At 61.6% G+C, this 20454-nt stretch carries 23 protein-coding genes; 4 read left to right on the forward strand and 19 right to left on the reverse strand.

Annotation, left to right across the window (positions count from 1 at the left end):
* Window positions 1-2: 2 nt before the first annotated feature.
* The 4 genes from araG to KSS96_RS21675 all read right to left on the reverse strand — a co-directional run bounded on the left by araG (window position 3) and on the right by KSS96_RS21675 (window position 3994).
* Entirely contained in the window at window positions 3-1505 is a 1503-nt protein-coding gene (gene araG, locus KSS96_RS21660; RefSeq protein ID WP_217855315.1) for an L-arabinose ABC transporter ATP-binding protein AraG, read from the reverse strand.
* Window positions 1502-2446 carry a substrate-binding domain-containing protein gene (locus KSS96_RS21665; protein WP_225913341.1) on the reverse strand — a complete coding sequence of 315 codons (945 nt, stop codon included), beginning with the start codon at window positions 2444-2446 and terminating at the stop codon, window positions 1502-1504. The genes araG and KSS96_RS21665 overlap by 4 nt, the downstream gene beginning before the upstream one ends.
* An 86-nt stretch (window positions 2447-2532) precedes the next feature.
* Window positions 2533-3354, reverse strand: a complete 822-nt coding sequence (locus KSS96_RS21670) for an SDR family oxidoreductase (RefSeq protein ID WP_017529503.1) — start codon at window positions 3352-3354, stop codon at window positions 2533-2535.
* A gap of 160 nt (window positions 3355-3514) precedes the next feature.
* Window positions 3515-3994 (reverse strand): GNAT family N-acetyltransferase, encoded by a 480-nt coding sequence (locus KSS96_RS21675; RefSeq protein ID WP_017529502.1) that lies wholly within the window; start codon window positions 3992-3994, stop codon window positions 3515-3517.
* A gap of 187 nt (window positions 3995-4181) precedes the next feature.
* Between KSS96_RS21675 and KSS96_RS21680 the strand changes: the two genes are divergently transcribed.
* The 4 genes from KSS96_RS21680 (at window position 4182) to KSS96_RS21695 (ending at window position 6546) form a co-directional block, all read left to right on the forward strand.
* On the forward strand, window positions 4182-5378 hold the full coding sequence (locus KSS96_RS21680) for an MFS transporter (RefSeq protein WP_017529501.1): 1197 nt from the start codon (window positions 4182-4184) through the stop codon (window positions 5376-5378).
* An 85-nt stretch (window positions 5379-5463) separates the two neighbouring features.
* Entirely contained in the window at window positions 5464-5796 is a 333-nt protein-coding gene (locus tag KSS96_RS21685) for a hypothetical protein (RefSeq protein WP_017529500.1), read from the forward strand.
* 51 nt (window positions 5797-5847) lie between these two features.
* Window positions 5848-6114 (forward strand): hypothetical protein, encoded by a 267-nt coding sequence (locus tag KSS96_RS21690; RefSeq protein WP_017529499.1) that lies wholly within the window; start codon window positions 5848-5850, stop codon window positions 6112-6114.
* Window positions 6115-6165: 51 nt separating this feature from the next.
* Complete coding sequence (locus tag KSS96_RS21695; protein ID WP_017529498.1) at window positions 6166-6546, forward strand: Rho termination factor N-terminal domain-containing protein; 381 nt, start codon at window positions 6166-6168, stop codon at window positions 6544-6546.
* 52 nt (window positions 6547-6598) lie between these two features.
* Here the strand turns inward: KSS96_RS21695 and KSS96_RS21700 are convergent, their stop codons facing one another.
* The 15 genes from KSS96_RS21700 to acpP all read right to left on the reverse strand — a co-directional run bounded on the left by KSS96_RS21700 (window position 6599) and on the right by acpP (window position 20437).
* Window positions 6599-7516 carry a PfkB family carbohydrate kinase gene (locus KSS96_RS21700; protein ID WP_017529497.1) on the reverse strand — a complete coding sequence of 306 codons (918 nt, stop codon included), beginning with the start codon at window positions 7514-7516 and terminating at the stop codon, window positions 6599-6601.
* Window positions 7509-8975 (reverse strand): purine-cytosine permease family protein, encoded by a 1467-nt coding sequence (locus tag KSS96_RS21705; RefSeq protein WP_017529496.1) that lies wholly within the window; start codon window positions 8973-8975, stop codon window positions 7509-7511. The genes KSS96_RS21700 and KSS96_RS21705 overlap by 8 nt, the downstream gene beginning before the upstream one ends.
* Window positions 8976-9068: 93 nt before the next feature.
* Window positions 9069-10070: an ADP-ribosylglycohydrolase family protein gene (locus tag KSS96_RS21710; protein WP_065876814.1), complete on the reverse strand. Its 1002-nt coding sequence runs from the start codon at window positions 10068-10070 to the stop codon at window positions 9069-9071.
* Window positions 10067-10780 carry a GntR family transcriptional regulator gene (locus tag KSS96_RS21715; RefSeq protein ID WP_017529494.1) on the reverse strand — a complete coding sequence of 238 codons (714 nt, stop codon included), beginning with the start codon at window positions 10778-10780 and terminating at the stop codon, window positions 10067-10069. The genes KSS96_RS21710 and KSS96_RS21715 overlap by 4 nt, the downstream gene beginning before the upstream one ends.
* Window positions 10781-10850: 70 nt before the next feature.
* Window positions 10851-11411 (reverse strand): DUF1285 domain-containing protein, encoded by a 561-nt coding sequence (locus tag KSS96_RS21720; protein ID WP_217855317.1) that lies wholly within the window; start codon window positions 11409-11411, stop codon window positions 10851-10853.
* Window positions 11412-11438: 27 nt separating this feature from the next.
* Window positions 11439-12044, reverse strand: a complete 606-nt coding sequence (locus KSS96_RS21725; protein WP_017529492.1) for a DUF4823 domain-containing protein — start codon at window positions 12042-12044, stop codon at window positions 11439-11441.
* A gap of 149 nt (window positions 12045-12193) precedes the next feature.
* On the reverse strand, window positions 12194-13162 hold the full coding sequence (locus tag KSS96_RS21730; protein WP_065876815.1) for a GTP 3',8-cyclase MoaA: 969 nt from the start codon (window positions 13160-13162) through the stop codon (window positions 12194-12196).
* Window positions 13163-13276: 114 nt separating this feature from the next.
* Window positions 13277-13945, reverse strand: coding sequence for a TetR/AcrR family transcriptional regulator (locus KSS96_RS21735; RefSeq protein WP_065876816.1), 669 nt, complete (start codon window positions 13943-13945; stop codon window positions 13277-13279).
* 443 nt (window positions 13946-14388) lie between these two features.
* The gene (locus KSS96_RS21740; protein ID WP_065876817.1) at window positions 14389-15174 is read right to left on the reverse strand and encodes a TatD family hydrolase; all 786 of its coding nucleotides are present in this window, start codon (window positions 15172-15174) and stop codon (window positions 14389-14391) included.
* A 65-nt stretch (window positions 15175-15239) separates the two neighbouring features.
* Complete coding sequence (locus KSS96_RS21745; protein ID WP_017529488.1) at window positions 15240-16229, reverse strand: DNA polymerase III subunit delta'; 990 nt, start codon at window positions 16227-16229, stop codon at window positions 15240-15242.
* A complete protein-coding gene (gene tmk, locus KSS96_RS21750) occupies window positions 16222-16854 on the reverse strand; it encodes a dTMP kinase (RefSeq protein ID WP_017529487.1) in 633 nt (210 codons plus the stop codon). Before tmk ends, KSS96_RS21745 begins: the two co-directional genes overlap by 8 nt.
* A 19-nt stretch (window positions 16855-16873) precedes the next feature.
* Window positions 16874-17995, reverse strand: coding sequence for an endolytic transglycosylase MltG (gene mltG / locus KSS96_RS21755; protein WP_017529486.1), 1122 nt, complete (start codon window positions 17993-17995; stop codon window positions 16874-16876).
* A gap of 1 nt (window position 17996) precedes the next feature.
* Window positions 17997-18812 (reverse strand): aminodeoxychorismate lyase, encoded by an 816-nt coding sequence (gene pabC, locus KSS96_RS21760; RefSeq protein WP_065876818.1) that lies wholly within the window; start codon window positions 18810-18812, stop codon window positions 17997-17999.
* On the reverse strand, window positions 18812-20056 hold the full coding sequence (gene fabF, locus KSS96_RS21765; RefSeq protein ID WP_017529484.1) for a beta-ketoacyl-ACP synthase II: 1245 nt from the start codon (window positions 20054-20056) through the stop codon (window positions 18812-18814). The genes pabC and fabF overlap by 1 nt, the downstream gene beginning before the upstream one ends.
* A 144-nt stretch (window positions 20057-20200) precedes the next feature.
* A complete protein-coding gene (acpP, locus tag KSS96_RS21770; protein ID WP_005892238.1) occupies window positions 20201-20437 on the reverse strand; it encodes an acyl carrier protein in 237 nt (78 codons plus the stop codon).
* Window positions 20438-20454 lie beyond the last annotated feature (17 nt).

Here is a 20454-nt window from a genome sequence, read left to right on the forward strand (position 1 = left end):
TCTCAGTTCGTCACGCGGCGCGGCAAGGCCAGCTGCAGCAGGTTGGATTCAGTGGCGTGCGCGCGCAGTTGTTCGCCGCGCATGGCGCCTTCGCACAGCACCAGGATGCGGTCGGAAATGCCCATGACTTCCATCAGGTCGCTGGACACCACGATCACCGCGATGCCTTGGGCTGCGAGGTTGTGAATGATCTGGTAGATCTCGGCCTTGGCGCCGATATCGATGCCCCGCGTCGGTTCGTCGAGCAGCAGCACTTTCATCGGCATCGACAGCCAGCGGCCGAGAATGGCCTTCTGCTGGTTGCCGCCGGAGAGGTACATGATTTTCTGCGCGGCGTTCGGGGTCTTGACCTTCATGGCCTTGATTTGATGCTCGGCGTTGCCCTTCTCCCAACCGTCGCGCAGCAGCCAGCCGAAGGTGGAATGGGCGCCCCGCGCGCTGATGTTGATGTTCTCGGCCACGCTCGACAGCGGAATGATGCCTTCCTTTTTACGGTCTTCCGGGCACAGCAAGACACCGGCGGCAATGGCGTCGCGGGGCGAGCGCAACTGCAGTTTTTCGCCGCACAGTTGCAGGCTGCCGGCACTCGCGCGTTCCAGGCCGCTGAGCAGGCGCAGCAGCTCGGTGCGCCCTGCCCCCACCAGCCCGAACAGGCCAAGGATCTCGCCTTTGCGCACCGCGAAACTCACCGGCTCACGCAGGCCAGGACCGAGCAAGCCGTCGACCTTGAGCGCTACCTCGCCATGCTCGCGCGGGCGGTAATCGTAGATGTCCTGAATGTCGCGACCGACCATGCAGGTCACCAACTGGTCGTGGGTCAGCGTGCTCATGTCATCGAAGGTGCGCACGTAACGGCCGTCCTTGAACACCGTCACCGCGTTGCAGATGCGGAAGACTTCTTCCATGCGGTGCGACACATACAGCACCACTTTGCCCTCGTCGCGCAGGCGCGTGATGATCGCCATCAAACGGTCGATCTCGCGCGCCGAGAGGCTGCTGGTGGGTTCATCGAAGGCAATCACATGGGCGCCACGGGACAGCGCCTTGGCGATTTCCACCAACTGGCGCTGGCCGAGGGACAAACGCCCGAGCTTCTCGTCCGGGTCGATTTCATCGGCCAGGCCCTTGAGGCAGGCCAGAGCCTGCTTGCGCAGCTGGCCGCGGTTGACCACGCCCAAACGCGTCGGCAAATGCCCCAGGAACAGGTTCTCGGCCACGCTCATTTCCGGCACCAGGTGCAACTCCTGGTGGATCACCGCCACGCCGCTGGCGATGCTGTCGGCGGCGCATTTGAAGGCCATGGTCTGATCGCCGATCTGCAGCGTGCCGCTGCTGGGGATATAGGCACCGCCCAATATCTTCAGCAGCGTCGACTTGCCGGCGCCGTTTTCGCCCATCAAGGCATGTACCTGCCCCGGGTGGGCGGTGAAACAGATGCCGTCGAGCGCCTTGACCCCGGGAAAGGTTTTGCCGATACCGTCAAACCGCAGGGCCGCAGCAGTCATTTCCACAGCCCGATTTTGGTCAGTTCTTCCTTGAAGTTCTCGCGGGTGATCAACGTCACTTCGTCCATGGCGGTGTACTTCGGCGGCTCGGTGCCTTTGGTCACCCACTCGTACATCATCTCGGCCGTTTTATAGCCTTCGATGTGCGGGCTTGGCAGCATCGAGCCGAAGAAGCCGCTGTTGGCTTTCTTCAGTTCGCCGATGGCGTCGGTGCCGTTGATACCGATGCCGATCACGTTGGCGGCGGCAAAACCGGCGCTTTCAGTGGCGCGCACGCCACCGAGCACGGTGTTGTCGTTCATGCCGCCGATGATCAGGTTTTTCGCGCCACGGGGCAGTTTGACCAGGGCCGAGTTGGTGGCGTCCATGCTGCCGGGAACGTCGAGGGTTTTCAGCGGGGCGGTGAGGATGTGGTCCTTGGGAATGCCGGCCTCTTCCAGGGATTTGATCGAACCGTCGGTGCGCTTCTTGCCAGTGTCGAGTTCATTGAAGGTGTTGACCACGGCATAGGTCTCCTTCCAGTCCCACCCGCGTTTTTTCGCTTCGGCGGCCATCGCGGCGCCCTGCTTCTGGCCCACTTCGAAGGCGGCCATGCCCAGGTACGGCACGTCTTCCATGAAATTGCCCTTGGCATCGACGAAGCGGTCATCCACGGCGATCACTTTCATGTCGTTGAGCTTGGCCTTGGCCACGATGGCCGGGCCCAGGGACACGTCCGGCGGGCAGATCACAAAGCCCTTGGCGCCGTTGGCCGCCAGGCTGTCGATGGCCGAAAGGGTTTTTTCGCCATCGGGCACGGCGATTTTGATGAGTTTGAACCCCTTGTCCTGAGCGGCTTTTTCGGCAAAGGCCCATTCGGTCTGGAACCACGGCTCCTCGGCCTGCTTGACCAGGAAACCGATCTTCACTTCTTCAGCCGATACAACGCCGCTGAACGCCATCGCCAGTGCCAGGGCACCGAGTGTCTTCTTGAACCTGTTTTTGCCAAGCATGGAGCACCTCTTCTTGTTATTGAGCGTTTCAAGGACTAGTCGTGGTACATCACAGACCGCCCGCCATCGATCATCAGGCAGGTGGCATTGATAAAAGGCGCTTCATCGGTGGCCAGGAACAACGCCGTCATGGCCACCTCGACCGGTTGGCCGATGCGCTTGGGCGGGTGCAGGTCGAAGGCGCGCTGACGCTCGGCATGGGGGTCGGGGAAACCGTTCCAATAGTCGACGTTGAGCTGGGTTTCGATATAGCCGGGAGCGATGGCGTTGACGCGAATGCCCTTGGGCGCGTACTCGATACCGAGGGCGCGCGTAAGGCCAAGCAGGCCGTGCTTGGCCACCGGGTACGGGAAGCAACCGGGAATGATGTGGCTGGAATGGGTGGAGGCGATGTTGATGATGTTGCCGATGCCCTGCTCGATCATGTGCGGCAGCACCGCGCGGCAGCCGAACCAGGCGCCGTCGAGGTCGATGGCAAAGCAGCGGCGCCAGTCTTCGTCGGTCATTTGCAACGGGTCGCGGAACACGTTGACGCCGGCGCAGTTGACCAGCACATCCACCCTACCGAAGCGCGCAATGGCCGTATCGACCAGCGCCTGCCATTGCTCCTTGGAGGTGATGTCGACCGCTTGCGCGTCAATCTCGGCGCCACGCTCGCGCCAATGGGCGGCGACGCGCTCGACTTTTTCGCCCTGGATATCCGCGATGACCAGGCGCGCCTGCTGGGCCTGGAAACACGCGACGATCGCCTCGCCAATGCCCTGGGCGGCGCCGGTGATGATCACCACCTTGCCTTTGAGCCGCTCGCCGTAAGTGGGCTCGGGCACGGCGGGGAGTGACAACGGTTGTGCCTGCATCGCTTCACCTGTTTTATTTTTGGTAGTGAGTGCTGATGCCGCCGACTATAAACCCAGACTCAGAAACATCTCAATATATAAATTTGCATCCCATATTGTGAGCAAATTAATAAAAAAACCGGCGCTTCAAGGGCCGGTTTTTCCAAGCACCAAAACTCCATCAGCCGAGGGCAAAGTCGCGCAGCGCGTCGCCTTCCATGCGGTAGCGCACCCACTCCTCCTGGGGCTGGGCGCCGATGGATTTGTAGAAGGCAATCGCCGGCTCGTTCCAGTCCAGCACGCTCCACTCGAAACGCGCGCAACCGTTATCAAACGCAATCTTGGCCAGGTGGCGCAGTAACTTCTTGCCCGCTCCGCCGCCGCGTTGCTCGGGGTTGATATAGAGGTCTTCCAGGTACAGGCAATTGCTGCCCAGCCACGTGGAGTAACTGAAAAAGAACACCGCAAAGCCAATCGGCAAGCCATCGCGCAAGCAGATCAGGCCATGGGCGGTGGCGCCTTCGCCGAACAAGCTGCGCTGAATGTCCGCCACGCTGGCGATCACTTCATGCCGAGCCTTTTCGTACTCGGCAAGTTCAGTGATGAACGTCAGGATCTGCGCAGCATCGCTGGGCACCGCAGGGCGAATCTCGATGGTCATGGGCAAGCCTTGGGCAATTTCAAAGCACACATACTAAGGCGCTTTGATGACTGATTGCAGTGCAATTTCGCGGGTTGCCGGGTTACTCCGGCCTGAAGCAATGCAAGCACCACTAACCACAGAACAAACCCGGACGGTGTGCGTGGTAAACAGTGGTGCATCACTCCAATCACCTCCAGGCGGCCCCATGCAGTCCACGTCCCCGGTGAGCACGAAGCTGTTCGCGCTGTTTTGCCTTGCCAGTTTCCTGTTGTCGCTGTCCTACGGCTCGACGTTCCTATTGTCGTTGCTGATTCATGCGCGCGGCGGCAACGAGCACGACGCGGGCAGTGTGATCTCCACGGCGATGCTCAGTACCTTCGTGGCGGTGCTGCTTTGCGGGCATCTGGCGGATGCCTGGGGCGCGGCGCGGGCGATTGCGGGCATGGGTGGGTTGCTGGTGGTGGCGTGCCTGGGTTTTGCGCTGGCGCCGGGTTTTGGCGAGGGCTTGATGCTGTTCGGCTTGTCCCTCGGGCTGGGCTGGGGCGTGTTCTATACCTTGGGGCCGATCATCGTGGCGATGCTGGTGGAGCCGCAACAACGCGCCAGATATTTCGCTCTGCTGTCGGGCAGCATGATGAGCGGCATCGGCTCGGGACCGTTGCTGGGCCGGGCCGCGAATGCCCTGGGCCTGCCGTTGACCAGCGCTTTCTACATTGCCGCCCTGGCCAGCCTGCTCGGGGTGCTGGTGTTCTGGCGATTGGGCACCGCGCTCAAACGCCACACCACGGCGCCGGTGTCGAAAATTTCCTGGGCAGCTTGCCGCCGCGTGCTGTCTTCGCGGGCGGTATTTGCCATCGTCATGGTCGGCCTCGGAGGGTGTGTGTTTGGCGGGTTGTCTTCGTTCCAGACCAGCTATGCGGCGGCCCACGGGCTGGATTACTCGCTGTTCTTCGCAGGTTTCGTGAGTGCGGCGATTGCCAGCCGCCTGTTGATCGCCGGCTACGTGGTCAAGCGCGATGCCTATGTGGCCGCCTGTGCGCTGTCCGGGCTGATGCTGGGGGCTATCCTGCTGTTCACCTTTGGCGTGAGCGGGAATGCCAGTTACCTGTTCGCGGCCGTGACCCTGGGGGTCGGCTATGGCCTGACGTATTCGGTGATCAATGGCCAGGTGGCCAACGAGGCACCCGTTGGCACTACGCCCCAGGCCTTGCTGTTGTTCAGCCTCGCCTACTTCGTCGGTGTGTTCGGTTTCCCATGGCTGGCGGGCTGGATCATCGTTGACTTCGGCTTGCCCGCGCTGATGCTCAGCGTGCTGACAGTGGCTGCCGGCAATTGGTTGATCAGCGTGGCGCGGCTGGCGTGGCGCAGGGCGACAGCAGAGAAAATCTTGCAGCTGGGCTGATACCGTTCGTCGCCACCCAGGCACCAACGCAAAACGAGGACTGACCAATAAAGGGTAAGGACAATAACCCTATGGAGACATCCTCATGAACACGACCAAGTTTGCTGCCCTCGCCCTCACCGGCCTGCTGTCCGCCGCTTCGCTGAGCGCATTTGCCGCCGGCTCGACCACCGGCCCGACCGACCCGACCCCGGACGCCACCACCGATTCGCAAAAGTCCATGGGCACCGGCCTCGACACCAACGGCGGCGCGATCATCGACAACGGCACCGACCCACGCACCCGAGGTGACGACCCGCAACGCCAAGCACCTGCGGGCGTCGGCAACGGCAAGATGGGCCCCGGAATCAATCAGCCCGGCGTCAACAAAGGTGACGATTCCAACGTGCCAGGCACGCCGAAACAACCGGCGCCTTGAGCCTTCGCACGCAACACCGACACCTGATCATTTCCCAGTGAAGAGGTATGCATGAACGTTGATAGAAACCTCGAAAAAGAAGTGCTCACCCGCCTGTTGCACGCCCACCCCCAGGGCCTGGGCAAGGAGCTGCTGGACAACTACCGTGGCGAAAAGGAAGTGGCCGGCGTGTTGGCCGGCCTGCAAGACCGCGGTTTTATCAGGGATGGTCATGTCACCACCGACGACGCCGGCGAATATTCGTTGAACCTGCCCATCAAGCTGACCGCATCGGGCGTGGACGAAGCGCGCAAGCTCGACGGTGAACTCACTCAGTAATCTATTTTGCCTGGCCTGGCCCGGTTACCGAGGGCCAAAAGGAGTATCGCGATGCCTCGTGGAAGCAAAGCCAAATACACCGCCGAACAGAAGCGCAAAGCCGCTCATATCGAAGACAGTTACGAGCACAAGGGCGTGTCCAAGGAAGAAGCCGAAGCCCGTGCCTGGGCTACCGTCAACAAGCAGTCCGGCGGTGGCGAAAAGGCCGGGGGCTCGGGCCAGCGCAAGGCCCCGGCGAAGAAGGCCCAGGACCGAGAGGAATCGGCCAAACGAGCGGCCGCCAGCCGGAAGGGTCATTCGCGTAGTAGCGGTGCTTCGCTGGGGACGCAAACCAAGGAAAGCCTGATGAAGGAAGCGCGGGCCAAGAATATTCCGGGGCGTTCGACGATGCGTAAGGATGAACTGATCGCGGCGCTGAAAAAGGCCGGCTAAACATAGAGCCAAATGTGGGAGGGGGCTTGCCCCTCCCACAGGTTGCCCGTGTTTATTCGGCGAGCAAGGCGTCAACTTCAGCGGTACCGGGAGAGGTAGCCGGCCCCCAGCGCGTCACCGCCAACGCCGCCGCCGCATTCGCTCGGCGTGCCGCTTCAGCGGGTTCCAGACCGTTTGCCAACCCCGCAATAAACACCCCGGCATGCGCATCGCCTGCGCCGTTGCTGTCCACGGCACGCACCTTGAAGCCCTGCACGTGCTCAATGTGCCCCACGCGCCCGACCCAACAGCCATTGGGTCCATCACGCACCACCAGCAGCGTGTTGGCGGGCAGGTGCCGGCTCAACGCGGGCAGCGCTGCGTTGATATCCGACGCACCGGTAAACGCCAGCGCTTCCGGCCCGTTGCTGGTCCAGATGTCGATACGCGGCAACAGCCTGCGCATCAAGGCCGAACCCGGCGCCTTGACCAACGGGCCTGGGTCGAACACCACCACAGTGTTTCGTGGCAATGCCAGCAGCCAGTCAAGCAAGGGTTGGGCCTTGCCCTCAAGCAGCAGGCTGTAGCCGCTGACATAGATATAGTCGTCAGCACGCGGTACCACGTCAGCCAAGTCCTGGGCGCTGAGTTCGCCCTCGGCGCCGAGGTGGGAAATGAAGGTGCGCTCGGTGGTGGCTTCGGTCAGCGACACACACAGGCCGGTATCCTTGTCAGGGCTTGTGGCAAGGGCCATGTCGATACCCTCGGCCTGCATCGCCGCGCGTGCCAGGTCACCAAAGCGCCCGTTGCCATGACGCCCCAGGTAGACCACCGGCAACCCGTTGCGACGGGCAGCGGCCATGACGTTGAAACCACCTCCGGCCTCGAAACTGGCCGATTTGGCGAGTACATCACCGCCGGTCGCGGGCAAGGTATCCAGGGCCATGACCAAGTCGACGATGACCTGGCCGGTGTGCAGCAATCTAGACATTGTGGCTTTCTACCGGCACTGGGCGACGGTCAGCCGCGCCACCCAACACCGCATAAACCCCGCCGGCCAGCAGGAAGGTAACGATCCAGCCCAAGCCGTTATGGCCCAGCCAGGAGTCGGACAATGGGCCGGCAAACCAGATGTTCTCGGCCGTGGTGCCAATGGTGGTGAAACTGAACCCCAGCACGATGGCCACGGCCCAGGCGCCGAAGGCACGCCATTCCACACCGCCGCGATACCAATAGGCGCTGCTTGGGCTCACGTCCAGCAGGTCTTTGGCGCTGTAGTGGTGACGGTGGATCAGGTCGACCACGAAAATTCCGACCCACGCGGTGATCGGCACCGCCAGCAACGAGATGAAGGTAATGAATGGGCCGTAGAAACTGTCGGCGATCAGCATGAAGTAGATCGAACCGGCAAAGATCGCGACAATGTCGACGATCACCGCATGTACGCGCTTGACCTTCAACCCGAGGGTCAAGGTGGTGAGCCCGGCCGAATACACCGACAGGTTATTGGACAGCAACAGCCCGCCGAACGCGGTGATCAGGTACGGCACGGCCATCCAGGTGGGCAGCATGTCGCGAATCGCAATAATCGGGTCGGTGGCCGAGGCCAAGTCGTTGTTACCCACCGACAGCAGGCCGCCGAGGGTGATCAGCAGCACCAGCGGAATGCCCGCACCGAACGCGGCGGACGCCACCAGGCGCGCGGCCTTGACGCTGCGATGCTGGTAGCGCGACATATCGGCGCCGGCGTTGGCCCATCCAATACCGGTGCCGGCGGCCATGGTGCCGATGCCGATGATCATCGCGCTGAGCGGGGCCGGTGTGGCGTTGAACACGGCGCTCCAGTCGATGGTGGCGCAGAGGAAGCCGCCTACCAGGATATTCAACGCACCGAACACATAGGTGGCCCACTTCTGGATCACCAGCAACGTGGCATGGCCCAGGCCGGAAACGGCCAGGGTCAGCAGCACGAAAATACCGATAAAGATCAACGTCAGCAGCGGTGCGCTTTTCGCCTCTACCGCTGACCCGAAGAGGATCGAACACAGCGACAGCAACACGAACGCCGCCGTGGTGGTGTTGACCGTTTCCCAGCCCAGGCGCGACATCAGCGAGACCAGCGTAGGACCGATATTGCCGCGCACGCCGAAAATGGCGCGAGACAAGGTCAGGCTCGGCGCACGGCCACGACGACCGGCAATGGAGATGATGCCCACCACTGCAAAGGAACCGGCGGCGCCGAGGACCGCCACGATGATCGCCTGCCAGATCGCCAGGCCACGAAACGCCACCAGCGTCGCCCCCAGCGGCAAACCCAGGATGCTGATGTTGGCGGCAAACCACACCCAGAACAGTTGCAGCGGATGGCCGTTGCACTCGCTTTCGGGGACCGGTTCGATGCCGCGTGTTTCCAATTGCCCGGCGCTTTGGCCGCAAGAGGTGCTGCTCATGAGGATGCTCCCTGATGCCTGCATTGTTGTGGTTGTGGCAGATGTCTTCCTGACTGAACGAGCCCCGTGTGGCAGAGGGCTTGCCTGCGGTGCTTAGCGCATGTTGAGCAGCGCCTGCACCAGCGGCTGCAGATCCAGGCCGTTGACCCGCTTGACCTGCTCGATCATCGCCTCGGGCCAGCACTGCATGCCCAGGCACGCCCCCAGCATCGCTCCCAGAATCGCCGCGATGGTGTCGGTGTCGCCGCCCAGGCTGGCGGCCAGGCACAGGGCTTCGAACGCGTTCATGTCGCCCACCGCCACTTGCTGAGCCAGGGCGAACGACACCACCACCGACTCCTGGGAGGCGACGGAGGTGCCAATCAGTTCATACACCAGGTCGGCAAACAGGGCTTTGTCGCCACTGCCGACGCTCAAGGTGCGCGCCCAACTGATACGGGTGGAAATACGCCCGCCGGCAACCCAATGGCCGTGGCCTTGCGCCTGTTGGGCGATCTGGGTGCCGATGTTCAAGGCTTCGCCCAAGTCGACGCCATTGATGCCGGCGGACACTACCGCAGCCACCGCCGCCGCGCTGGAGATGCCCAATGTGGTGTTGTGGGTGACCTGGCACGCCTGGATCACCGCCTGGATAAACTTTGCCGGGTCGCTCACATCCACGGCGATGCCCACGGGCGTGATGCGCATGGCGGCGCCATTGGTGGTGCCGTAGCGTCCGGACTCTTGGGGCGTGTGCCCGGCAAGGATCAGGTCGATGGCACGCTTGGTCGACGGCCCGAGCAAATCCTGGGAGCCCTTGGCGCGCATCCGTGCTTCCCAGTCGATCAACCGCTGGGCGAGTACGGTGGGTGCGATCTTGCCCTGGCCCTCGACCAGCAACTCACCGACCAGGATCGCCTGTTCAGTGTCGTCGGTGATGGCGCCCGCGGGCATATTCGGTGCGATGGGTTGGTCGGGGCCAGCCGCTTCCAGGGCAGTGATGGCCCCGAAGCGCTGTTGCACTTGCTCACGGCTCAGGGACTGGGTAGGCATACCCAGGGCATCGCCCAGGGCCAGACCGTAGAAGGCGCCGAGGGCGCGGGTTTGAGGGGTCATTTCGAAGATCCAAACTGCAAGTGCAGGCGAAAATGCACAGGGTCGAGCAAGCTCTCGACGTATTCCATGAAACGCTCACGACGGTCGTAAGTGGTACGCGACGCCTTGAGGAACACGCTACCCGCCGGGCGACCCAGCAGTTCGGCGTCTTCATCGCTCAGTGGCTCGGCGCCGATCCATTGGTCACCGTCGGCGCCGATGTAACCATAGGCCGCCAGGGTGATTGTCAGGGAATCATCGATGAGGCCGACCCTGGGCAGGCTTTCCAGCCCGCCGGACGCCGGCATCAGCGAACGCTCCAGGGATACGGCGGTACCGTCAGTGGTGCGCCGGCGGCGGTCGAGAGCAATGAATTGGTCGTTGCCGAATCGGCTGAGCAGGTCCGGCCGGGTCACCGCTTCCAGACGCAGGATATCGGTGGTCACCAGCGCACCGGTGTCAGCCAGGGCCTGGGCCCAGCCGCTATTTTGATCCAGCACCATGCCGTCGAAGGTGACGATGGAACCTACGCCGCTCTGGGTCGCAATGTAATGACGCCGCTTGAGTTCGGCCAGGGCCTCGCGCAGGGTGCCGCGACTGACCGCAAACTCCTCGGCCAATTGATGTTCCCCAGGCAGCAGGACACCGTCGGCCATCACCCCACCCTCGATACGGCGGATGAGCTCGTCGACGACGCGTTTTTTCTTATCAAATCGCACATGTCTAATCATGTCCAAATTGATAACCGAAAGCGTCAGATTGCAGCAAGCGAATTATTTCAGCGAGGTGAAAATACCGACCTCAGGGCTCCAGGCCAATGCGGAAAAACTCGCCGCCGCTCCATACGCCCAGCCAGTTCTGACCGTTGATTGGGCGGCTTACCGCCAACTCGACCAATTGGTAGAACACGTTGCGATGCACCAGGGCTTCGAGGTTGGTGCGCACACGCAAGTAAGGTGACGGCTCCTGGGTGACGGGGTCTGTGACGACCCGCAGCGGGTGTTCGAGGCCCGCCTCGATCTGCTCGTCGACGTTGCTGGTAAAGCGCAGCACCTGGCTTTCACCCTGCCCTTCGACCTCCAGGGTCACCGCGACGAAGGGCGCGTCATCGACGCGGATGCCGACTTTTTCGACGGGAGTCACCAGGAAGTAATCATCGCCATCGCGGCGGATGATGTTGGAGAACAACTTGACCATCGGTTTACGCCCGATCGGCGTGCCCTGGTAGAACCAGGTGCCGTCGCGGGCGATGCGCATGTCGAGGTCGCCGCAGAAATCCGGGTTCCACAGGTGCACCGGCGCCGGTCCCTTGCCTTTGGGCAGTTGGGCGAGCAGATCGTTGGCCTTGGCGGAATCGGTCATGAGGTCTCCCTTTTTTACCTGCCGGGCTTACTGATCACCCATGCCCAGCAGCCCTCGTGCGTACTGCGCCAGTGGGCGGGCGATCAGGTCTTCCGGCTTGTTGTCGTGGAACGTCAGTAAACCGCCACGACTGCGGATACGTGCGGTATCAATTAAATACTGCGTGCTGGTCTCGATCAACATGATCTGGATAACACCATTGTCCAGGCCGACACGATCCAGGGCCTCTTGGTCCGCCCATTCATCGGCGTTGCCGATACGGTCATCCGCCTTGGCGAAGCGGCAGTACAGCAAGTAGTGCGCACCCGCCGCACGGGCTTCGGCCAGCGCCTGCTCCAAGCCTTCGGGCTGACGGGCGCGGCGCACCATGGGAAAGTACTCAACGAAGCCATTGAAGGCTTCTTCGGCCACTACGTTCGGGCGCGGATAGGCGCTGCCCGGCGGCACGAAAGCGCCTTGGGCTATAAAGACAAAGGAGTCCGGTTGTATGCGAACCGATGCGGTTCGACGGGTATCGCTATGGTCAAGCAAGCCGGCGTCGCTCATCTGATAGCGGGTGCCTTCGGCCATATCGCTGACGGTCATGCAACCACTCAGCGTCAACGACGCCAGCAACAAAACCAGACTACGCATCCTAATCCTCCAGAAGCCGGTGACGGAAAACCGGCGAATGGGCGTGAGATGCAGAAACCGCGCCATCTGCAAACAACGCATAACTCAAGGTGGGAGGGTGCTTGCGAACCCCCTCCCACCTTCAGTTATGTGAAATGGTTGGAATAGGCTCAGCCGCCAATGATTTTCATGATGGTGGCCCCTCCGGAGAACGCCACTTCCTGCTTGTCGCCCAGCGCCTTCATCAGCAAGCCTTGCAGGGCCGGCAGCGCTTGATGACGCGGTTTGTCCAGCAAGTCGCCGACGTAGTGACGGTTGCTCGACGACAAGCAGCCATGCAGCCACCCGGTGGATGACAAGCGCAGCCGCGAACAGGTGCGGCAGAACGGCACGCTTTCGTTGGCGATCACGCCAAAGAAGCCTTTGCCCGGTACTTCGTAGCGTACCGCCGTGGCATCCACGGGCGCGTTGGCTTGCAGGTATTCATGGTGTTCGCCGATCAAGCCAAGCAGCTGCTGCAGGCTGACGAATTGCTGCAGGAACGCATTGGAATCCTTGGCCAGGTGGCCCATGCGCATCAACTCGATAAATCGCAATTCGTAGCCGCGCTCCAGGCAGTAGTCGAGCAGCGGCATGACCTGGTCCAGGTTCTGGCCACGCAACGGCACCATATTGACTTTGATCTTGATTCCGGCCGCGCGAGCCTGGTCCATGCCATCAAGTACGGTGGCGAGGTCGCCGCCCCGGGCGATTCCGCGGAAGGCGTCGGCATCTAGTGTGTCGAGGGAAACGTTGATGCGCTTGATACCCGCATCCACCAATAGCGGAAGTTTGCGTGCCAGCAGTTGGCCATTGGTCGTCAGGCTGATATCACTGAGGCCCATTTGCCCCACGGCCCCCATGAAGGCTTCCAGCTTGGGGCTCACCAGCGGCTCACCGCCCGTGATGCGCAGGCGGTCGATGCCCGCCGCTTCGATCAGGTACGCCACGCCACGGGCCATGGCCTCGGCCGAGAGTTCGTCCTGAGCAGCCACCAGCCGCTTGCCGTTAGGCACGCAGTAGGTACACGCATAATTGCAGGCTGAGGTCAGGCTGATCCGCAAATTGCGAAAACGCCTGCCTTGACGATCAACGATCATGGATCACTCCGGCAGAGGATAATTCGGGCGCACTGAAAGCTGACTTATAAATCAGTTTTTAGCAAGGTCCTTGCCTGAGTATATTCCTGGGGTACTACGCCTGGCAGCAAATCATTACGTGGCAGGCGCGTCGACGGGTGCGGCTTCCACCGGCGCCGGCTCGCTGCTGTGCTTACGCTTGTTGCCCATGCGTACGCCGATGTCCATCAGGAATTGGAAGAATCCTTCCTGATCTTCCAGCACATTGCTCCAGAACGGCGAGTGATACAGCGCCACGGCACCGTGCACCAGGGCCCAGGCGGCGCAGTAGTGGAAATACGGCGGTACGTCTTCAAGCTTGCCTTCGCTGATACGGCCCTTGATCAGCAGGGTCAGACGCTCGAAGTTCGAGGCACGGATCTTGTGCAACTCCTCGACCATCTCCGGCACCTGATGGCCCTTGACAACTTTCTCTTCCAGGCGGTCGAACAGACGATAGCGCTGCGGGTCACGCATGCGGAACTCGAAATAAGCGCGGGACAGGGCTTCCTTATCCCTGTCCACATCGGCCGAATGCAGCAGCTCGTTCAAGTCGCGCTCGTAATCGAGCATCAGCCGCAGGTAGATTTCGGCCTTGGACTTGAAGTGCTTGTAGATGGTGCCTTTGCCGATACCCACGGCATCCGCGATCATCTCGACGGTGACGCTGTCTTCGCCTTGTTCGAGGAACAACTTGAGGGCGGTGTCGAGAATTTCCTGCTCACGGCGGCGAAACTCACGGACCTTACGGGGTTCTTTGTGCATGAGGAAGAGGTCTGCAAAGGTCGGAATAGGAAGGGTTGCGCAGGGCCACGAATACATGGCGATACGATTTACCCAGTGCAAGGGATTATCCCGACTGAACGGTCGTTGGGCAACGCCTATGTGAACCCAGCACGCACTTACTTTCAGCACGCCAACGTTTTCATGGGAATCAGTCAGAAATAATACGCAACATCTATCCCCGTACACCCCGCCATGAGAACTCAAGCGAAGTGGACGTATTCCAAATCTGTTTAAAAAACGAGCAGCAAAGACTGGACTGAATCAGAACATGATCAATACTTCAACTGTCGGCGTGACATCTCCCCCAAGTGAAGCGCCGACCTGGGTACCGACGGACTGTGTGCCCTTGTTTTACTCCTAATGGTCTTAACCCGGATTCACCCCCCAGAACCCGGGTTTTTTTTGCCCGCGATTTGGCCTCGTTACCCGCCAACGCGGGCCAATGGGAACAGGCGCTTGAAATTCTCGGTGGTCTGTTCGGCAAACCGCTCGTAAGGCTCACCGCGCAGCATCGCCAGGTAATCCGCCACCTCGCGCACATACTGCGGCAGGTTCGGCTTGCCACGATAAGGGATGGGGGCCAGGTACGGCGAGTCGGTCTCCACCAGCAGCCGATCCGCCGGCACTTGCCGCGCCACGTCACGCAGGGCATCGGCATTGCGAAAGGTGACGATACCCGACAGGGAAATATAGAACCCCAGGTCCAGGGCGGCCTTGGCCATATCCCAGTCTTCGGTAAAGCAATGCAGCACACCGGCCTGGGGCAAGGCGGCTTCGCGCAATAGCGCCAAGGTGTCGGCGCGGGCGCCACGGGTGTGGATGATCACCGGTTTGCCGGTGTGCTGGGCGGCTTGCAGGTGCAACCGGAAGGAAGCCTGCTGCAACTCGGCGGCTTCAGGCTCGTAGTGATAATCCAGGCCGGTTTCGCCGATGGCGACCACACGCGGATGGTTGAGCTCACTCAGCAGCCAATCAAGGGCGGGGGCTTCGCCGGGCTTGAGGTCCAGTGGGTGGATACCCACCGAGCAGTCTACGTCGGCATAACGGTCCGCCAGGGCCTTGACGTCGGCGGCGTTGTCGGCACTGACGCCGATACACAGGAAGTGCCCTACCCCACGCTGGCGAGCGGCTTGCAGCGCTGCATCCAGGGAGCCGTTGTGCTGGGCGAGGTCGAGACGATCAAGGTGGCAATGGGAGTCTACGAGCATAGGAAATTACGACTTGAGATCACAGAAAGTTGTCTGGCCGACGATACACCTGTCGGCCACGGAAATTAACGTCGGCCAAGCAACCCGACCCACTGCACCAGCAGCGCTTCGAGCAACAGCACACGGTTGAGGTTGGCCTTGCCGAGCACCTTCTGGCGCTGGGCGAGGATCCAGTCCTGAATATTCAGTACTTTTTCCTGGGCGCTTTTCTGCGCGAGGTATTGCACCACCTTGCGCATATCCGGCAGGCCAAGGCCGTTTTCATCCTGGGTCAACTGGTAACGCAGGATCAGGCTCGACCAGTCGCAGAACCAATCGAACAACAACAGCAGTGGAATATCCTTCCAGGCGCTCTCGGCCAGTTGTGTCGCGGAGAGTTCCTGCTTGAGCAGCTTTTTAACGCCATCCACCACCAGTGCCCGTTGCTCGCGCACGCCTTGGGCCTGCAACTTTACTGCGGCCAGAGGCGAGCCGGCTGCCAGGGTGAGCAATTCCACCCGCTCGTCTTCGGAGCAGTCCGGCAACGCCTGCCCCAGCCATTGCAAGCTCATAGCCTCGCTGGGCAAGGGGCACGCCTGCTGCACGCAACGGCTGCGAATGGTCGGCAGCAAGCGACTGGACTGATGGCTCACCAGCAACAGCACGGTGTCGCCGGAAGGTTCCTCCAGGCTTTTGAGCAAGGCGTTGGCGGCGTTGATATTCATCGCCTCCACGGGCTCGATCAGCACCACCTTGCGCCCGCCCATTTGCGCGGTCTGCACCACGAAGCTGACAAGGTCGCGCACTTGGTCGACCTTGATCGCCTTATCGGCTTCCTCGGGTTCCAGCAGGTAGTTATCGGGGTGGCTGCCGGCCTTGAGCAGCAGGCAGGATTTGCATTCGCCACAGGCGTTCAGGTTGACCGGGCGTTGGCACAGCAAGCTGGCCATCAGGCGCTCGGCAAGGTCGCGCTTACCGATACCGATTGGCCCGTGCAGCAAGTAGGCATGGGCGTGCTGGGCACGGCCGGCCAACTGCTGCCAAAGGCTGTCCTGCCACGGATAGGCCTCAGCCACGGGCGCGCTCCAATAACGTGGGCAGCAGCGCATCAATGCTTTGCTGCACCTGGGCCAATGGCCGGGCGGCGTCCAGCCGGTGATAGCGCGCCGGCTCAGCCTCGGCACGCGCGAGGAAGGCCCTGCGTACGGCATCGAAAAATGCCTGGCCTTCCAGCTCGAAACGATCAAGACGGCCACGGGCGCTGGCGCGGGCCATACCGACTTCCACCGGCAGGTCGAACAGTAACGTCAGGTCAGGGCGTAGATCGCCCTGCACGAAGGTTTCCAAAGTGGCGATACGCTCCAGAGACAAGCCACGACCACCTCCCTGGTAGGCGTAGGTAGAATCGGTGAAACGGTCGCAAATCACCACCGCTCCACGTGCCAGGGCCGGGCAAATCACCTCGGCCAGGTGCTGGGCACGGGCGGCAAACACCAGCAGCAGCTCGGTGTCCGGGTTCATCTGTTCCTCGCCTGGGGCAAGCAGCACTTCACGAATGCGCTCGGCCAGCGGCGTACCGCCAGGCTCGCGGGTCAACACCACTTCGATACCTTCGGCGCGCAAGCGCTCGGCCAGGTAATCGCGGTTGGTGCTTTTGCCGGCGCCTTCCGGGCCTTCCAGGGTAATAAACAAGCCAGTCACAGGCAGTCCTTAGTCAGAGTCATTGCGGGCTTTGCGGCGCGGCGGTGTCCGGCGTGGGCTCGGCGGGTGCGTCTGCGGGCGGCATCACGTCTTCGGCAGGCTTTGCCACCGGCGCCGGGCTGGAGCGGTAGTCGGCGCGGCGCTTGAGCTGAAACTCTCTCACGGCGGCATTATGCGCACCCAGGTCATCGGAGAAAATATGGCTGCCATCGCCACGGGCGACGAAATACAGACTGCTGCCCGGCACCGGGTTCAGCGCGGCATGGATCGCCTCGCGGCCGACCATGGCGATCGGCGTCGGCGGCAGGCCAGCCACCATGTAGGTGTTGTAGGGGTTGGCTTCCTTGAGGTGGGCGCGGGTCAACTTGCCGTTATAGCGCTCGCCCAGGCCGTAGATCACCGTGGGGTCGGTCTGCAGTAACATACCGACCTTCAACCGCCGCACAAAAACCCCGGCGATCTGCCCGCGCTCTTGCGGTACGCCGGTTTCCTTCTCGACAAGGGAGGCCATGATCAGTGCCTGATACGGATCGGTGTACGGCACATCGGCGGCGCGAGTGTTCCACTCCTGGGCAAGCACGTCATCCAGGCGGTTGTAGGCTTTCTTGAGAAATTCGACGTCCGTCATGCCACGCACGAAGCGGTAGGTATCGGGGAAGAACCGTCCTTCGGGAAATACGCCGGGGTGGCCGAGCTTCTCCATCACTTCGCTGTCACTCAGCCCCGGCAGGCTCTGCACAATCTTTTCGTGCTTGGCCAAGGCCGAGCGCACTTGGCGGAAATTCCAGCCTTCTACCAGGGTCAGGCTGTATTGCACCACTTCGCCGCGCTGCCACAGGCCGATCAGGCCTTGGGCGGTCATGCCGGGAGCCATACGGTATTCGCCGCTGTGCAGCGGCTGCCCATCGAGGTTGAAGCGCCAGTAAAGGCGCAACCAGAAGGCGCCATCGAGCACGCCGTCGGCTTCAAGGCGATTGAACATACCGGTAGGGGTCGCCCCAGCCGGCACATCGAGCAACTGCTCCTGGGTCAGGTTCAACGGTTGCTTCAAGGCAGCGTCGTATTTCCAGGCAGAAAAGCCCAACAGCAACGCCGCCGAGAACAGACCGACCAGCAGCAGTACAACCAGTTTTCGTATCAACTCAAATATCCAATAGCGCGCGAACAATGCCCTGCAGTTTACGGGTGAGCGGGCCAACCGGCCAGCGCATCGCAGCGTACCCGCGCACCGGCCAAATGCCATAAACGCTGTTGCACATGAAAACTTCGTCGGCCTGCTGCAGTTGCTCGACAGTGATATCAGCCACGGCCACCGGGACGCCCAGCGTTTGTGCCTGGGCCAGGATCTCGGCGCGCATCACCCCGGCTACGCCGCAACGATTCAGATCGGCGGTTAGTAACAAGCCGTTGCGCACCAGGAACAGGTTGCTGAATACACCCTCGATCACACGCCCGGACATATCCAGCATCAAGCCTTCGGCGTGCTCGGCATCCTGCCACTCGGCACGGGCGATCACCTGCTCCAAGCGATTAAGGTGCTTGAGACCGGCCAGCAACGGCTGTTCAGCCAGGCGGGTGGCACACGCAAACAGGCGGATGCCATCGATTGCATGGGCGGGGGGATAAGTAGCGGGCGGACTGCCCTGCAAGATACGACGCACCGGCGCGTCAGGGTTGATCCCATAACCGCGCAGGCTGTCGCCGCGGGTGAGGATCAGTTTGAGAATACCGCTGCCAAGGGCGCCAGCGTAGGCCAGCACTTCGTGGCGGATCACGGTCGGCTCCGCCACCAGCGCAAGGCGCCTGCAACCCTCGTCGAGGCGCTGCAGGTGGCGGTCGAGCAGCACAGGCTGCCCGGCCTTGACCACCATGGTCTCAAACAGCCCATCGCCATACGCCAGGCCGCGATCTTTCAGGGGCACGCTGTCCGCTGGCTGACCGTCGACCCAGCTGTACATCACTCGGCGAACCGGCGGAACACCAGGGAACCGTTGGTGCCACCAAACCCGAAGGAGTTCGAGATTGCCACATCAATCGGCATCGGCTGGGCTTCGTGAGGCACGAAGTTCAGATCGCAGCCTTCGTCCGGCTCATCCAGGTTGATGGTCGGCGGAGCGACCTGATCCTTGATGGCCATGACGCTGAAGATCGCCTCGACCGCGCCCGCCGCGCCCAACAGGTGGCCGGTCATGGACTTGGTGGAACTCACGGCCAGCTTGTAGGCGTGCTCGCCGAACACCGACTTGATGGCTTCGGCTTCCGCCAGATCGCCCGTCGGGGTCGAAGTGCCATGGGCGTTGATGTACTGCACCTGGTCCGCATTGACCTTCGCATCGCGCAGTGCGTTGGTGATGCAACGCGCAGCACCGGCACCGTCGGACGGTGGCGAGGTCATGTGGTAGGCGTCGCCGCTCATACCAAAACCGATCAGCTCGGCGTAGATGGTGGCACCGCGCGCCTTGGCGTGCTCCAGCTCCTCGAGCACCAGCGCACCGGCGCCGTCGGACAGCACGAAGCCGTCACGGCCCTTGTCCCACGGACGGCTGGCACGGGTCGGCTCGTCATTGCGCGTCGATAATGCACGCGACGCGCCGAAGCCGCCCATGCCGAGGCCGCAGGCGGCCATCTCGGCGCCGCCGGCGATCATCACGTCGGCTTCGTCATAGGCGATGTTGCGCGCCGCCATCCCGATGCAGTGAGTGCCCGTGGTACAGGCTGTGGCGATGGCGTAGTTAGGCCCCTGTGCACCCAAGTGGATGGACAGGAAACCGGAAATCATGTTGATGATCGAGCCAGGCACGAAGAACGGTGAAATTCGACGAGGGCCGGATTCATGCAGCGTGCGGCTGGTTTCTTCGATATTGGTCAAACCACCAATACCCGAACCCATGGCCACGCCGATGCGCTCACGGTTGGCGTCGGTGACTTCCAGGCCGGCGTTACGCACCGCCTGAAAACCGGCTGCCAGGCCGTATTGAATGAACAGGTCGAGTTTGCGGGATTCTTTGATCGAGAGATATTCCTCGACATTGAAACCCTTTACCGAGCCGCCAAAACGGGTGGAATAGGCAGAAAGGTCCGTGTGTTCGATCAGACCAATACCACTGTGGCCAGCCAGAATGCCCTGCCAACTGCTCGGCACATCCGTACCCAGTGGCGACAACATACCCATACCGGTGACTACGACGCGTCTACGCGACACAGCACTCTCCTTTTTCTTGATGACGACACTTCGTTTCAGAGCTCACTTTTCATCGGCGCCAGTTTTCATAGACGCTAAAGAAAAAACCGCACGCCGTTACAGCAGTGCGGTTTTTCCCTGACAGCAAGCGACGACTACAAACTATTACGCCTGGTGGCTAGTAACGTAGTCGATGGCAGCTTGAACAGTAGTGATTTTTTCAGCTTCTTCGTCCGGGATTTCGGTCTCGAATTCCTCTTCCAGAGCCATCACCAGCTCAACGGTGTCAAGGGAATCGGCACCCAGGTCTTCTACGAAGGAAGCAGTGTTGACCACTTCGTCTTCTTTAACGCCCAGTTGCTCGGCAACGATTTTCTTGACGCGCTCTTCGATGGTGCTCATACCTTGTTTAACTCCTA

It is taken from the genome of Pseudomonas asgharzadehiana (assembly GCF_019139815.1).
Classification (GTDB): domain Bacteria; phylum Pseudomonadota; class Gammaproteobacteria; order Pseudomonadales; family Pseudomonadaceae; genus Aquipseudomonas; species Aquipseudomonas asgharzadehiana.

What these genes read in the sequence shown, in the direction of transcription:
- araG (WP_217855315.1), bottom strand. Translation starts at nt 1,505, where the DNA reads ATGACTGCTGCGGCCCTGCGGTTTGACGGTATCGGCAAAACCTTTCCC.
- KSS96_RS21665 (WP_225913341.1), bottom strand. Translation starts at nt 2,446, where the DNA reads ATGGCGTTCAGCGGCGTTGTATCGGCTGAAGAAGTGAAGATCGGTTTC.
- KSS96_RS21670 (WP_017529503.1), bottom strand. Translation starts at nt 3,354, where the DNA reads ATGCAGGCACAACCGTTGTCACTCCCCGCCGTGCCCGAGCCCACTTAC.
- KSS96_RS21675 (WP_017529502.1), bottom strand. Translation starts at nt 3,994, where the DNA reads ATGACCATCGAGATTCGCCCTGCGGTGCCCAGCGATGCTGCGCAGATC.
- KSS96_RS21680 (WP_017529501.1), top strand. Translation starts at nt 4,182, where the DNA reads ATGCAGTCCACGTCCCCGGTGAGCACGAAGCTGTTCGCGCTGTTTTGC.
- KSS96_RS21685 (WP_017529500.1), top strand. Translation starts at nt 5,464, where the DNA reads ATGAACACGACCAAGTTTGCTGCCCTCGCCCTCACCGGCCTGCTGTCC.
- KSS96_RS21690 (WP_017529499.1), top strand. Translation starts at nt 5,848, where the DNA reads ATGAACGTTGATAGAAACCTCGAAAAAGAAGTGCTCACCCGCCTGTTG.
- KSS96_RS21695 (WP_017529498.1), top strand. Translation starts at nt 6,166, where the DNA reads ATGCCTCGTGGAAGCAAAGCCAAATACACCGCCGAACAGAAGCGCAAA.
- KSS96_RS21700 (WP_017529497.1), bottom strand. Translation starts at nt 7,516, where the DNA reads ATGTCTAGATTGCTGCACACCGGCCAGGTCATCGTCGACTTGGTCATG.
- KSS96_RS21705 (WP_017529496.1), bottom strand. Translation starts at nt 8,975, where the DNA reads ATGAGCAGCACCTCTTGCGGCCAAAGCGCCGGGCAATTGGAAACACGC.
- KSS96_RS21710 (WP_065876814.1), bottom strand. Translation starts at nt 10,070, where the DNA reads ATGACCCCTCAAACCCGCGCCCTCGGCGCCTTCTACGGTCTGGCCCTG.
- KSS96_RS21715 (WP_017529494.1), bottom strand. Translation starts at nt 10,780, where the DNA reads ATGATTAGACATGTGCGATTTGATAAGAAAAAACGCGTCGTCGACGAG.
- KSS96_RS21720 (WP_217855317.1), bottom strand. Translation starts at nt 11,411, where the DNA reads ATGACCGATTCCGCCAAGGCCAACGATCTGCTCGCCCAACTGCCCAAA.
- KSS96_RS21725 (WP_017529492.1), bottom strand. Translation starts at nt 12,044, where the DNA reads ATGCGTAGTCTGGTTTTGTTGCTGGCGTCGTTGACGCTGAGTGGTTGC.
- KSS96_RS21730 (WP_065876815.1), bottom strand. Translation starts at nt 13,162, where the DNA reads ATGATCGTTGATCGTCAAGGCAGGCGTTTTCGCAATTTGCGGATCAGC.
- KSS96_RS21735 (WP_065876816.1), bottom strand. Translation starts at nt 13,945, where the DNA reads ATGCACAAAGAACCCCGTAAGGTCCGTGAGTTTCGCCGCCGTGAGCAG.
- KSS96_RS21740 (WP_065876817.1), bottom strand. Translation starts at nt 15,174, where the DNA reads ATGCTCGTAGACTCCCATTGCCACCTTGATCGTCTCGACCTCGCCCAG.
- pabC (WP_065876818.1), bottom strand. Translation starts at nt 18,812, where the DNA reads ATGTACAGCTGGGTCGACGGTCAGCCAGCGGACAGCGTGCCCCTGAAA.
- acpP (WP_005892238.1), bottom strand. Translation starts at nt 20,437, where the DNA reads ATGAGCACCATCGAAGAGCGCGTCAAGAAAATCGTTGCCGAGCAACTG.